This window comes from Undibacterium sp. KW1 (genome assembly GCF_009937955.1).
GTDB lineage: Bacteria > Pseudomonadota > Gammaproteobacteria > Burkholderiales > Burkholderiaceae_D > Undibacterium.
Genome location: NZ_AP018439.1, coordinates 2,931,070 through 2,944,117, shown reverse-complemented (window position 1 = coordinate 2,944,117; position 13,048 = coordinate 2,931,070). Strand labels below are relative to the sequence as shown.

Genomic DNA, 13,048 nt, shown 5'->3' with positions numbered 1-13,048 from the left:
AGTCAGGCGGAACCGGATGCAATTTCCCACCAGACATTCATATACAGATCAAACATGGGTATCCGTGTCTGATGATCGCACAAACAAGTCAAAATACTAAAAGGTTTTTTGCGTTTCAGCAAGTTATGATTCTGGAGTGCTCACTCTGTGTGTCCAAATGTCCAAAAATGGGCAAATTGTTGTTTGAAGCAGTCGCTTGACTTGTCTGCAAGTGGGGTATGTTCAGGATCACTTGGTTTCGTCTATCCAGGCCATTTGTATGGCTTCAAGTATCTTCTCGCCACCGCGTGTATGATCGTCGTCAAATTCTTCCAGATCGACAATCCAGTTATGCAAGTCAGTGAAGCGCACCGTGAGGGGATCAATATCAGGAAATTTATCGCAAAGTGCTTCGGCGATTCTGGAGGTGTCTATCCATTTCATGTTGCGCTCCACTTAGTGTAGATGCCATGCAGATGCAAAATCAGTGTTAATGATTTTCGCGTGCGTGGTTGATGGTGTATTTTGGGATTTCTATGGTGATATCCTGTTTGCCCAGTTTAACCTGGCAGGACAGGCGCGAAGTTGCTTCCAGGCCCCAGGCGGCATCCAGCAAGTCCTCTTCATCATCCGTAGATTCATTCAGGGAATTAAAACCTTCGCGTATGACCACGTGACAAGTGGTGCAGGCGCAAGACATTTCACAAGCATGTTCGATTTCTACATCGCTTTCAACCAGTGCCTCGCATAAAGATTTGCCTTCGGGTGCATCAATCACAGTTCCTTCGGGGCAAAGCTGGGGGTGGGGCAGGACAATAATTTGGGGCATGTTGTTCTCGTAATCTGGCTATTTCAATATGTATCAATGTTGTCTGGGTCGGTAAGAGGCAATATCACTCAGGCAATCTCATCCAGTTTTTTTCCAGCCAATGCACTGCGCACGCTTTGATCCATGCGGCGGGCAGCAAATTCTTCTGTACCATCGGCAAGTGCACTGATAGCAGCGTGGAGTAGTTGATGATCTTTGCCATCCTTCAGCTTGCTGACTTCATTCATCAATTCTCTGATCTGTCCTTGCTCTGCATCATTCAGTAATTGAGCGTCACCATTCAGGGCTGACTGGGTCGCCAGCAAAATGCGTTCAGCTTCGACGATTTCTTCGCGCAAGGCACGTTCCTGCATATCGGCATCTGCCGAGGTGAATGAGTCTTGCAGCATGCGCGTTATTTCATCGTCGGCCAGACCATAAGATGGTTTGACCGTGATAGTCGCTTCTACGCCAGAGCGCAGTTCGCGTGCAGATACCGACAACAGTCCATCGGCATCTACCTGATAAGTGATACGTATGCGTGCAGCACCGGCAGCCATGGGAGGGATGCCGCGCAATTCAAAGCGTGCCAGCGAGCGGCATTCGCTCACTAGCTCGCGTTCGCCCTGCACGACATGAATCGCCATGGCAGTTTGTCCATCCTTGAAAGTCGTAAATTCTTGCGCACGTGCGCAAGGGATGGTGGAATTGCGCGGGATGACTTTTTCAGCCAGAGCACCCATGGTTTCCACGCCCAGCGACAGCGGGATGACGTCAAGCAGCAGCCAGTCATCGCCAGGAGCGCGATTGCCCGCCAGCAGATTGGCCTGTATCGCTGCACCCAGAGCTACCACTTTGTCGGGGTCAATATTGGCCAGTGGCGTGGTCTGGAAGAATTCACCAACAGCCTTGCGTACATGCGGCATGCGCGTGGCGCCACCTACCAGTACCACGCCATCGATATCATCTACAGTGAGGCCAGCATCGCGCAAAGCTTTGCGGCAAGGCGTCGTGGTTTTTACCACCAGGTTTTGCGTCATTTCGGCAAATGCTGCTGCACTGATTTGTAAATGGACAGACTCACCAGAATTGAGTTTGGCGTCGATATAGGTGCTGGGTTTTGTTGACAGGATTTCCTTGGCTTCGCGTGCCTTGACCATCAGGGCGCTGGTGTCTTCGTCTGACAGTGGTGCCAGTTTGGACTCTTGCAAAATCCAACAAAACAGGCGGTGATCAAAATCATCGCCACCGAGGGCAGAATCACCACCAGTAGCCAGGACTTCAAAGACACCCTTGCTCATTTTCAGGATGGAGATGTCGAAGGTGCCGCCACCCAGATCATAGACGGCATAAATGCCTTCAGATGCATTGTCCAGACCATAGGCAATTGCTGCTGCAGTAGGCTCATTTAGCAGGCGCAAGACATTCAGTCCAGCCAGTTTGGCGGCGTCTTTGGTTGCCTGTCTTTGCGCATCATCAAAATACGCGGGGACGGTAATGACGGCACCAACCAGGTCATCGCCCAGTGCGTCTTCCGCCTGCTGGCGTAAAGTGGCCAGAATTTGTGCGGACACTTCAACCGGACTCTTGATGCCAGCCACGGTCTTGATCTGTACCATGCCAGGTTCATCATGAAAATCATACGGCAGATTTTCGGCATAGGCGATGTCTTTCAAGCCGCGACCCATGAAGCGCTTTACTGAGGCGATGGTATTTCTGGGGTCATTGCTTTGCTCAGCCTGGGCCTTGAACCCTATATGGGCATGGCCATTTGGCAAATAACGGACGATGGAGGGCAGTAGCGGGCGACCTTCTTCATCGTTCAACACTTCAGGAATGCTATTGCGTACGGTCGCAACCAGTGAGTTGGTAGTGCCCAAGTCTATGCCTACTGCCAGCCTGTGCTGGTGTGGGGCGGTGGACATGCCAGGCTCGGAAATCTGCAGTAATGCCATGGTGAGGTGGGATGGCTTGGCATCCAAAAAAGGCAAATCAGCAATGACAGATTTGCCGGGTTATTCGAAATTACTCTTCGAGTGCAGCGATATCGGCAATGAATTTTTCCAGGAACATGCAGGTGCGGATTTGCAGCGCAGCTTCTTCAAAGTTACCCAGGTCTATTGAGTTGCCAACCGCATGCAATTGCGTTCTTAGGGCACTGTTCAGTTCACGCTCCAGGCGTAGCAAGGCAGCTTCATTATTGTCCTGGCGTGCGTCATCAAAGGATTCGCGCCACTCCATCTGTTGCATCAAAAATGCACCAGGCATGGAGGTATTGGATTCTGTTTGTAGATCCACACCCTGCAATTCACATAGATAGCGTGCGCGTTGCAGAGGCTTTTTCAGTGTTTGATAAGCCTCGTTGGCCCTGGTTGCCCATTGCATGGCGACGCGTTTTTCAGCTTCGCTGGCCTGCACAAACTTATCCGGGTGCACCTGATTCTGCACCTCACGGTAAGCTGCATCCAGTTGTCCCTGATCAAGTGCAAACTGCTGTGGCAACTGGAACAGCTCAAAATGATTCTGCATCTGCGCCAGCCTTAAATCCTAAAACTTTCGCCACATCCACATTCGTTCTTGACGTTGGGGTTGTAGAATTTAAAGCCTTCGTTCAAGCCTTCGCGGGCAAAATCAAGCTCTGTGCCATCAATATAAGGCAGGCTTTTAGGGTCAACAAATACCTTGACACCATGCGATTCAAAAATCTGGTCGTCGTTACCGACTTCATCCACATACTCAAGCTTGTAAGCCATGCCTGAGCAGCCGGTAGTACGTACCCCAAAGCGCAGGCCTATGCCTTTGCCGCGACGTTCCATATAACGGGTCACATGTTTTGCCGCTTTTTCTGTGAGTGTGATAGCCATATTTATTCCAGTTTTTTGCTACTAAACTTTTGTTGCCAGTTTTCTTGACGCGAATCTTGAAACTAGTTTCAGGCGCTTTGTTCAGCGCCGTGCTTGTTTTTGTAATCGAGCACAGCAGCTTTGATTGCATCTTCCGCCAGGATGGAACAGTGAATCTTGACTGGCGGCAGTGCCAGTTCTTCAGCAATGGCTGTGTTCTTGATTTCCAGTGCCTGATCCAAAGTCTTGCCCTTGACCCATTCAGTTACCAGGGAAGAGGAGGCAATTGCAGAGCCGCAACCATAAGTCTTGAATTTCGCATCCTGAATAACGCCATCAGCGCCTACCTTGATTTGCAATTTCATGACGTCGCCGCAAGCTGGTGCTCCGACCATGCCGGTACCTACTGTGTCATCGCCTTTTTCAAAAGCGCCGACATTACGTGGATTTTCATAGTGATCCAACACTTTTTCTGAGTAAGCCATTTTGATGCTCCTTATTTTTCTTGCATGTGTTTCTTACATGCGTTTCTCAAATGCGTTTTTTTCAAATACGCATTCAAATTGAATTAATGCGCAGCCCACTGGATCGTGGAGATATCAATGCCGTCCTTGTACATATCCCAGAGAGGCGACAATTCACGCAACTTGGCAACCTTGGTTTTCAGCAGGTCTATCGTAAAGTCGATGTCTTCTTCAGTTGTAAAGCGGCCTATGGTAAAGCGTATAGAGCTGTGCGCCAGTTCGTCACTGCGACCCAGTGCGCGCAATACATAAGATGGTTCCAGACTTGCAGAAGTACAGGCAGAGCCGGAGGAGACCGCGATATCCTTGATCGCCATGATCAGGGATTCACCTTCAACATAATTGAAACTGACATTCAGGTTGTGTGGTACACGGTGTTCCATGTCACCATTGACATAGGTTTCTTCAATTTCTTGCAAGCCTTTGGCCAGACGGTCACGCATGGTGCGCACATGTGCCAGTTCGCTTTCCATTTCTTCTTTGGCAATACGGAAGGCTTCGCCCATGCCGGCAATCTGATGTGTTGCCAGTGTGCCGGAGCGAAAGCCGCGCTCATGACCGCCGCCGTGCATCTGCGCTTCCAGGCGTACACGTGGTTTGCGGCGGATGTACAGTGCACCTATGCCTTTTGGGCCATAAGTTTTATGGGCAGAGAAGGACACCAGGTCAACCTTGGTATTTTCCAGGTCGATATGCACCTTGCCAGTGGCTTGGGCTGCATCGGAATGGAACACGATGCCTTTCTCGCGGCACAGCTCGCCAATTTCAGCGATAGGCTGGATGACGCCAATTTCATTGTTGACCCACATCACGGATACCAGGATGGTGTCGGGACGAATAGCCGCCTTCAGTTGTTCGACTGTGATGAGGCCATCATCACCTGGCTGCAGGTAAGTGGCTTCAAAGCCTTGACGCTCCAGTTCACGGACAGTATCCAGCACAGCCTTGTGCTCTGTCTTTACTGTGATGATGTGCTTGCCTTTGGATTTGTAAAAATTTGCCGCACCCTTGAGTGCGAGGTTATTGCTTTCCGTCGCACCAGAAGTCCAGATGATTTCACGCGGGTCCGCATTGACCAGGTCTGCCACTTGCGCACGTGCATCTTCTACGGCTTTTTCTGCATCCCAGCCGTACATGTGGCTGCGTGACGCAGGATTGCCATACTGCGCACGCAGGAAGGGAATCATCTTGTCAGCAACACGAGGATCGACCGGTGTCGTCGCCGAATAATCCATGTAGATAGGGAAGTGCGGTGACTTTAAAGTGTCGAGCAGGCTTTTTTCCAAAGGGGCGTTCATTCAAAACTCCAAATATTCAAGAGGCAATGTGATTGACATGCGTATGGTGCATGACGACTACATGGTTTTCTGATGCTTTCTGTCTTTGCTGATTGACCAGGTCCTGGAGTGAAACAGAGTCCAGGTAATCGACCATTTTGGCGTTCAGCGTCGCCCACAGGTCGTGCGTCATGCAGTGCAGGCCATTTTCATGGTCGCTGCCATGGCAATTGCCTTTGCCGCCGCATTGCGTTGCATCAAGGGGCTCATCAACGGCGATGATAATATCGGCAACAGTCACATTTTGTGCCTTGCGGGCAAGATTATAGCCGCCACCGGGCCCACGCACGGATTCAACAATTTCATGGCGACGCAGTTTTCCAAACAATTGTTCAAGATAGGAAAGGGAAATATCCTGACGCTGGCTGATGCCCGCCAGGGTCACTGGTCCCTTATCCTGACGCAGAGCCAGGTCTATCATGGCCGTCACGGCAAAACGTCCTTTGGTGGTCAGTCGCATATGTTACTCCGGAGATACTCCACGCAAGAAAAAGCTGAATGCCCTGAGTTGTTGAGCATTTTGGTCAAGTATAACAAACTTGAGTAATTTTATCAGGAATGGGCTTAGAGTGAGGAGGGTGATGCAAGATGGGCCTTACGCTCTGCGGTGTAGTGCCACCAGGCAAGGGGCGGATCACCGTCCATGAATTTTACTATGGAAATGAAAACGTCGTAGACGCAGGGGTCATGCCTGACTTTAGTCATGGCGCAAAGTTCATCATACATCTGGTAGGGATTGCGTCCCTTGAGTTGCTTTGGCTCGATAATCCCCAGCAGATGCAAGTCAGCAACCGTTGCCTTGCCGACATTTGGCAGTTGCTCCAACTGTTTGATGTCCTTGCAAGTGAGTGCTTTTTTCATAAGTCTTTTTATTCTTCTGGCTGCTTGGGTCGCTGAAGATGAAATATTAAAACTAATTTCTGTTCCTATAAAGTCAAAGACCGCCAAAAGGCGGTCTTCTTAAAACTAATCAATTTGATCTGGATCAAATATCAAAACTGATGCCTTGTGCTAATGGCAAGGAATTGCTGTAGTTAAAGGTATTCGTAGTACGACGCATATAGGCTTTCCACGCGTCAGAACCAGATTCGCGGCCACCGCCTGTTTCTTTCTCGCCGCCAAATGCGCCGCCAATTTCAGCGCCAGAAGGGCCGATATTGACATTGGCAATACCGCAGTCACTGCCAGCAGCAGAGACAAAGGTCTCAGCTTCGCGCATATCTGTCGTGAAGATAGAAGACGACAAGCCTTGCGGAACTTCGTTATTGAGGCTGATGGCTTGTTGCAAATCCTTGTAACGCACGATGTACATGATGGGCGCAAAGGTTTCATGATGCATGGACGCCGTCTGGCTTGGCATTTCTACCAGAGCCGGGCTGACGTAATAGCCGCCTTCATTGCCCGTAATTACTTTGCGTTCACCGCCAAATACCTGGCCTTGCTCGGATTTGGCAACTGCCAAAGCACTTTGCATGGCATCAAAAGAAGCCGCATCGACCAATGGGCCGACCAAAGTTGTCTTTTCCAGAGGATTGCCGACTGGCAGGCCTGCATAGATTTTCTTCAGGCGCGGTACCAGGGTGTCATAAATACTGTCATGCACGAACAGGCGGCGCAGGGTGGTGCAGCGTTGTCCGGCAGTGCCAACTGCAGAGAAAGTGATGGCGCGAACGGCCATTTCCAGGTCGGCACTAGGTGCGACTATCATGGCGTTATTGCCGCCGAGCTCAAGGATGGTGCGGGTCAAACGCTTGGCGCAGACTTCAGCAACCTGACGGCCCATGCGGGTGCTGCCAGTGGCGCTGACCAGGGCGATGCGCTTGTCTTCTACCATTTGTGCGCCAGTATCTCGTCCACCGATAATCAATTCTGCCAGACCAGCAGGGGCATCGCTGCCAAAGCGGGCGACTGCCTTCATGAACAGGGCGTGCGTGGCGATGGCTGTCAACGGCGTTTTTTCAGATGGTTTCCAGGTCACGCTATTGCCGCAAACGAATGCCAGCGCAGCATTCCAGGCCCAGACGGCAACCGGGAAATTGAAGGCGGAGATCACGCCAACGACGCCGATCGGATGCCATTGTTCCATCATGCGATGGCCAGGACGCTCAGAGGCGATAGTCAGGCCATACAACTGGCGTGACAGACCAACTGCGAAATCACAGATATCGATCATTTCCTGCACTTCGCCCAGGCCTTCTTGCAGGATTTTGCCTGCTTCCAACGTCACCAGTTGACCCAGTGCCAGTTTGTGCGTGCGCAGCTCTTCACCAAACAGGCGCACCAGTTCACCACGGCGCGGTGCTGGTACATTGCGCCATTGCAAAAATGCAGCATGGGCGCGATCTACGCGCTGCTTGACTTCTGCTGCGGTATCAGCGCGCAGGCTGGCCAGGTTTTTGCCATCAATAGGGGAAATGCTGTGTATGTCGCTACCCTGATAATCGCTTAAATTGATATCAAGTTCTTTCAGGATTGCTTGCAAAGTGGTGTTTTCCATCTTGTTTGCCTCGGTATGTTTTATAAAGGCAGGCTTTCTTTTGGAAAGCCTGCCTTTAAGTTTATTGGGTGGGTTTAATGCCAGTCTCTGTATTGTAGCTCTGGCAGCGATCTTGTGCCCAGTGCTACATTACCTCTGATTACGCGGCGTAATATTGACCAAAGCGATTTGCGAGGAAATCAGCCAGCACTGCCTGCTCCTGACGCACCAGACCATGCTGTGGCAATTTACCTGTAACCACCAGATCAACCATGGCACAAATGCCGGATGCAGTTGTCAGTTGTATGGCAGACAGCAATTGGCCATTGACTTGTTGCGCATAGATTTTCTTGGCGTAGGACTCTTGCTCCAGGCGGCCATCGCGCATGCCAACGACGCTGACAAACACCAGTACTACGTCCTGTTTGGTCATGGGTATCGCTGTTTCCATGACTTCTTTCAAAATTGGACGGCGTTCCAGCTTGCCCAGTTGCAGGTCGCGTATCAAGACTTTGACGATATCGCGGTGACCAGGGTAACGCACGGTTTTGTAGTTCAGGTTTTGTACTTTGCCTTCCAGGCTTTCGCACAAAGTACCCAGACCGCCGGAAGTATTGAAAGCTTCGTAGTCGATGCCGTCCAGGGAGAAATGCTCGATTTCTTCCAGGGCTGCGGTTTCACGCAATTCACCATCTACAATTGCTTCGCAAGGATTGCAATATTCATTGATCAGACCGTCCGTGCTCCAGGTCAGGTTGTATTTCAGTGCATTGTTAGGGAAGGTAGGCAGGGCACCAACGCGCATGCTGACATCACGCAGGGTTTCAAAACGCTTTGCTACATCATTGGCCACGATGGAGATAAAGCCTGGTGCCAGGCCGCATTGTGGAACGAAGGCACAATCTGCACCTTCAGCCAGTTGTTTGACGATGCGTGTGCTTTCCACGTCTTCAGTCAAATCAAAATAATGGGAATTGGCTTCGCGTGCTGCGCCGGCGATGATGGGTGTCAAAAAGTAAGGACAGGCAGACATCGTGACTTTATGGCCGCGTATCAATTCGGTGACTGCCGCTTTATCACCCAGGTCAGCCTGGACAATGCGGGTATTGGGAAAACCTGCTTGTTCTACATATTTCAAACGTTCCGGGTCACGGTCAGCCACTGTGATTTCGTAATCGCCAGTATGGGACAGCAAATTGAGAATTGCGTCGCCAATTTTGCCTGCGCCCAAAAGAATTAACTTAGTTGCCATGTCAGTCTCCAGTATCTGTTTGTGTAGTAAGTGAGTTGCAATTGAAAATATAAGATTGATACTGAAGTCTAGGCCTTAGTTTTGTCAGTTAATAGCGTCAAAGTTATCGTCATATTGTGTATTTGCGCGATAATATGTCTAAATAATTGGACATAATGACGACATGAAACCTGATCTTGATGAGATAGATGACAAAATCCTGGCATTGCTGATGGATAACGCCCGTTTGCCTGTGACCAGCATCGCCAAATCGGTAGGCATAGCGCGAACGACCGTGATTGCCCGCATTGCTGCGTTGGAGAAGCGCGGTGTCATTGCCGGTTATGGTTTGAAGTTGAATCAGAAAATGGTACAGCCTGCCGTCCGTGCGTATGTAGGCTTGTCAGTGGAGGCACGCTATGCTGCGGGGCTGATCAAATATCTGCAACAATTGCCAGAGACTGAGACGCTATGCGCAGTTAGTGGTGCCATTGACTACATGCTGACCTTGCGGTGTAGTAATACCGAAACGCTGGATAAATTGCTGGATCAGATAGGTGCGCTGGATGGTGTCAGACAGACTTCAACCTCAATCATACTGAGTAAGAGGATAGATCGCGGTGCTCTTTAGGAATATGTAGGGTGGCAAACCCGGATTTCATCATGGAATACGGGTTGTGAGGAAAGGTTAAGTACTGCTTGCTGACTTGGCTTGCGATTTTTTATCATCGGAAGCCGTTTTCTTGGCGTGCGCAGGAGTTGTTTGCGCATTGTCAGAAAAACGCTGGTTTGATTGCTGCAGTATTTGCAAGTGCACTGATGCGCGATCGACCCCGCTACGGTCCAGTTGCAAAGGTGCTGGTACTGCCGGTGTCTGTGCCTCCTGCATGATCTCTGTCGTCTTGTCCTGCTCGTCATGCTGAGTGGGAATGGAGGGCGCAAACATAAGATCCTGCGAAAAGGCAATGCCAGCCAGCAAAGTGGAAGACAGCAAACACAGGAAGATGGATTTTTTTAACATGATTGCCTGCAAATTAAGAAGTGCTGCGAATGTCAAAACAAATATCACTCATCACTACAAAACGAAACAGCATAGTGAATATGCAGTATGTGGTTGATGAGCGTTATGTTAATTTTTGCAAAAGTGCATCTTTTGGATAGCAGGGCTTAAACAAGCAATTGCGGTTTCTTGTGGACGCGCACTTTTGCCTGTTGAGTCTGTCTGTCGAGCTGGTCAAGAGCGAATTTTTCTTCTGCGCTGAGGCGTTTAGCCGCAATGAAGACGGTTTGCATCGTATTGCCAGTCTGTTCGATATCAAAAGCGATCTTTTGTTCTTCTGTCAGTCTTTGCGCTGTTATTGTGACTGTGGGGACACTTGTTTTTGCAGCAAGTTTATTAATATATGTAGCCACTGGCACTATGGTAGCAGCAAATACGCAAATGGTTAAGAGTGTTAAATTGCTTTTCTTAATGATATTCATTTTTTTCTCCCTGGTTTTCATTTGTTCTTGCGATGTGAGCACTTTAAGCAAGCTGCTCCCTGTCTGCCATGCGTTTGCGATGAAATGCAGAAAGTAAGGGATGAAATTCAAGAATTGAAACATGAGCAGTGAAGACTGCATTAAAAAAATCAGGTGATTTTTGCAATTTTCTGCAGGTGTGAGAGATACTGTAGTCCTGTCAGGAAACAAGGATTTGGAACCAGCATGCCAGCAAAACAGAACATGAAACAACTATTGGCAGTACTTGGCATTGTGCCTGCGCTGGCGCACGCCCAGTTGCAGGCCTGGGGTGATTACCCCGCACTACCCAGGCAGGTGGTGACAGAGCAAACCTCAACACTGACTGATCCTTATCGTTTCCTCGAGTCATTAAGTGACACGCAAGTTCGCTCCTGGATGAAAAAGCAGACGGACTTTAGTAATACCGTGCTGGCTCGCATCAGTGGGCGCGATGCATTGCTGAAGCGGCTCAAAGTTTTGCAAGCTACAGAGTTTGGCACTGGCAGGCTGATCGAGGTACGTGGCATGCAGTTTTTTGCCCGCACAACGGCTGATAACCGACAACAACTATACATGCGCAACGCGGCTACCAATGCTGAACGCCTGTTATTACTAACCGAGCCCGGACAGAGTCTGGGCTTTTTTACCCCATCTCTCGATGGCAGTCATGTGGCTGTTGATATCGTTAACACAGGACGCCAGCGGCATAGTCTGCGTATTATCAAAACCGGCGACGCTAGCATGCTGAAGGACAATCTGGATGCAATAGCCCCGGACAGCAAGGAGGTAGCCTGGAAACCTGACTCGACTGCGATTTATTATCGCAAGGCACCCACCAAAATTGGCGCGGACCGTGGCGCAGTCTGGCAACATGTACTGGGAAGCAAGCTGGAAACAGATTTGCCTCTCATAGGCTCCGGTGTCAGCAAAAGCCGGCGGTTTACCGCCACTGATGCGGTAGTAATTAAAAGTAGTCAAAATTCTCCTTACCTGTTGGCCGAGGTTCAACACGGACAGAGTCAGGATCGCAGTTTGTACCTTATCAAGCAAGATCAGCTAAAGGGCGCTGCAACTGCCTGGCAAAGACTGGTTTCGCCCACAGACAAAATCAAAAATGCATGGCTGGCAGGTGAGCAGCTTTATCTGCTCTCAACAAAAAAGAAAAGTACAGGAGCAATCCTGAAGCTGGATTTAAAAACACCGCAATTGAGTGCAGCCAAGGAAATAGTGCCGGCCAGTAGCGATGAATTGCTCGATATGGTAGTCGCAAAAAATGCGCTATATATTCATACTGCCGAGGCTGGCTACAGTAAGCTCATCAAGACTGAATTAGATGGCAGCAAAAAAGAAGAGCTGACTTTGCCTTATTTTGGCCGCATCAGTGAATTGAATGCAGATATAGACACCGACGGTGCTTTGTTTATATTGGAGGCGGCGAATGCCGCACCCTTGTCTTATCGCGCTTTGGCAGGCGGGCAAATCAGGAATGTAGAAGTTTTCCGTTCGCCGCAAGTTGGCTTTCACCGCATTGCCAGTAAAAACCTGAGCATCACCAAGCCGGGCAGTAACAAGCAAATTGCACTGACGCTCTTATATCCGCAAGGCATGGAACTTGATGGCAAACATCCTTTATTGCTGACCATGGAAACTGGTACGGGTTTGTCGAAATTGGCGAAGTTCGATGCCTTGCGCCTGGCCTGGCTGGAGCAGGATGCCGTGATGGCGATAGTCTATGTTCCTGCAAATGAGAATGTCAAACAAAGAAGCGCTAATGATGGGCTTGATGAATTTCTCGCTGCTGCCGACTATCTTGTGAGCGAGGCTTATACCAGCTCAGCCAAGCTGGTCACACAACAGACTAACCCCGGTAAGCGCTGGCTGGCGCAAGCCATTAGCCAGCGTCCGGAGCTATTTGCTGCGGCACAAAGTACGGCATTGCAGTCTGAGCCAACAGGCACTGGTAAATCCAAAAAACTCACTACGGCAGACAAGGCCCGGCTTGCAAGTAGCAACCCCTACCTGGGCTTGCGTGATGGGCAGCCTTATCCCGCTGCCCTGATCTCTGCACGTTTTGGTGTTGCCGATACACCGATTTGGATGAGCAGCAAATTCGTCGCACGCTTGCAGGCTGCAACTGTGAACAAGTCCAGGCCTGTTTTATTTCGTACTGATTTCGCGAATGCCTGGAAGGCGGACGCTTTGGCCGAGCAGGCAGATAACTGGGCATTCCTGCTTTGGCAGGCAGGGCAAAAGGGCTTTTCCTTGCAGCCCTGATGTAGAGTTGGCATCAATTGCTACTTATGGTTTGTCCATATTTCTCAAATGTCACCATGAGCCCACACTTGGG

Annotated in this window: 15 protein-coding genes; 2 read left to right on the top strand and 13 right to left on the bottom strand. The window is 50.0% G+C overall.

Annotation, left to right across the window (positions count from 1 at the left end):
• Positions 1-228: 228 nt before the first annotated feature.
• The 11 genes from iscX to UNDKW_RS13200 form a co-directional block, all read right to left on the bottom strand.
• Positions 229-423 (bottom strand): Fe-S cluster assembly protein IscX, encoded by a 195-nt coding sequence (gene iscX, locus UNDKW_RS13250; RefSeq protein WP_162059068.1) that lies wholly within the window; start codon positions 421-423, stop codon positions 229-231.
• Positions 424-469: 46 nt separating this feature from the next.
• A complete protein-coding gene (gene fdx / locus UNDKW_RS13245; RefSeq protein ID WP_162041509.1) occupies positions 470-808 on the bottom strand; it encodes an ISC system 2Fe-2S type ferredoxin in 339 nt (112 codons plus the stop codon).
• Between the two features lie 68 nt (positions 809-876).
• Positions 877-2,742, bottom strand: coding sequence for a Fe-S protein assembly chaperone HscA (hscA, locus tag UNDKW_RS13240; protein ID WP_162059067.1), 1,866 nt, complete (start codon positions 2,740-2,742; stop codon positions 877-879).
• 70 nt (positions 2,743-2,812) lie between these two features.
• On the bottom strand, positions 2,813-3,316 hold the full coding sequence (hscB, locus tag UNDKW_RS13235) for a Fe-S protein assembly co-chaperone HscB (RefSeq protein ID WP_162059066.1): 504 nt from the start codon (positions 3,314-3,316) through the stop codon (positions 2,813-2,815).
• An 11-nt stretch (positions 3,317-3,327) separates the two neighbouring features.
• Entirely contained in the window at positions 3,328-3,651 is a 324-nt protein-coding gene (iscA, locus tag UNDKW_RS13230; RefSeq protein WP_162059065.1) for an iron-sulfur cluster assembly protein IscA, read from the bottom strand.
• Positions 3,652-3,719: 68 nt separating this feature from the next.
• Positions 3,720-4,115 (bottom strand): Fe-S cluster assembly scaffold IscU, encoded by a 396-nt coding sequence (gene iscU, locus UNDKW_RS13225; RefSeq protein WP_162041506.1) that lies wholly within the window; start codon positions 4,113-4,115, stop codon positions 3,720-3,722.
• Between the two features lie 83 nt (positions 4,116-4,198).
• On the bottom strand, positions 4,199-5,452 hold the full coding sequence (locus UNDKW_RS13220) for an IscS subfamily cysteine desulfurase (protein WP_162041505.1): 1,254 nt from the start codon (positions 5,450-5,452) through the stop codon (positions 4,199-4,201).
• Positions 5,453-5,468: 16 nt separating this feature from the next.
• Entirely contained in the window at positions 5,469-5,951 is a 483-nt protein-coding gene (iscR, locus tag UNDKW_RS13215; RefSeq protein ID WP_162041504.1) for a Fe-S cluster assembly transcriptional regulator IscR, read from the bottom strand.
• 104 nt (positions 5,952-6,055) lie between these two features.
• On the bottom strand, positions 6,056-6,352 hold the full coding sequence (locus UNDKW_RS13210; protein WP_162059064.1) for a helix-hairpin-helix domain-containing protein: 297 nt from the start codon (positions 6,350-6,352) through the stop codon (positions 6,056-6,058).
• Positions 6,353-6,476: 124 nt separating this feature from the next.
• Complete coding sequence (locus UNDKW_RS13205) at positions 6,477-7,988, bottom strand: aldehyde dehydrogenase family protein (protein ID WP_162059063.1); 1,512 nt, start codon at positions 7,986-7,988, stop codon at positions 6,477-6,479.
• A 139-nt stretch (positions 7,989-8,127) separates the two neighbouring features.
• Positions 8,128-9,219 carry a saccharopine dehydrogenase family protein gene (locus tag UNDKW_RS13200; protein WP_162059062.1) on the bottom strand — a complete coding sequence of 364 codons (1,092 nt, stop codon included), beginning with the start codon at positions 9,217-9,219 and terminating at the stop codon, positions 8,128-8,130.
• A 163-nt stretch (positions 9,220-9,382) separates the two neighbouring features.
• Between UNDKW_RS13200 and UNDKW_RS13195 the strand changes: the two genes are divergently transcribed.
• Positions 9,383-9,829: an Lrp/AsnC family transcriptional regulator gene (locus tag UNDKW_RS13195; RefSeq protein ID WP_162041500.1), complete on the top strand. Its 447-nt coding sequence runs from the start codon at positions 9,383-9,385 to the stop codon at positions 9,827-9,829.
• 57 nt (positions 9,830-9,886) lie between these two features.
• Here the strand turns inward: UNDKW_RS13195 and UNDKW_RS13190 are convergent, their stop codons facing one another.
• Together UNDKW_RS13190 and UNDKW_RS13185 are read right to left on the bottom strand one after the other, a co-directional pair.
• Entirely contained in the window at positions 9,887-10,219 is a 333-nt protein-coding gene (locus UNDKW_RS13190) for a hypothetical protein (RefSeq protein ID WP_162059061.1), read from the bottom strand.
• 146 nt (positions 10,220-10,365) lie between these two features.
• Complete coding sequence (locus UNDKW_RS13185) at positions 10,366-10,680, bottom strand: hypothetical protein (protein WP_162041498.1); 315 nt, start codon at positions 10,678-10,680, stop codon at positions 10,366-10,368.
• A gap of 243 nt (positions 10,681-10,923) precedes the next feature.
• Between UNDKW_RS13185 and UNDKW_RS13180 the strand changes: the two genes are divergently transcribed.
• Positions 10,924-12,975 (top strand): hypothetical protein, encoded by a 2,052-nt coding sequence (locus UNDKW_RS13180; protein WP_162059060.1) that lies wholly within the window; start codon positions 10,924-10,926, stop codon positions 12,973-12,975.
• Positions 12,976-13,048 lie beyond the last annotated feature (73 nt).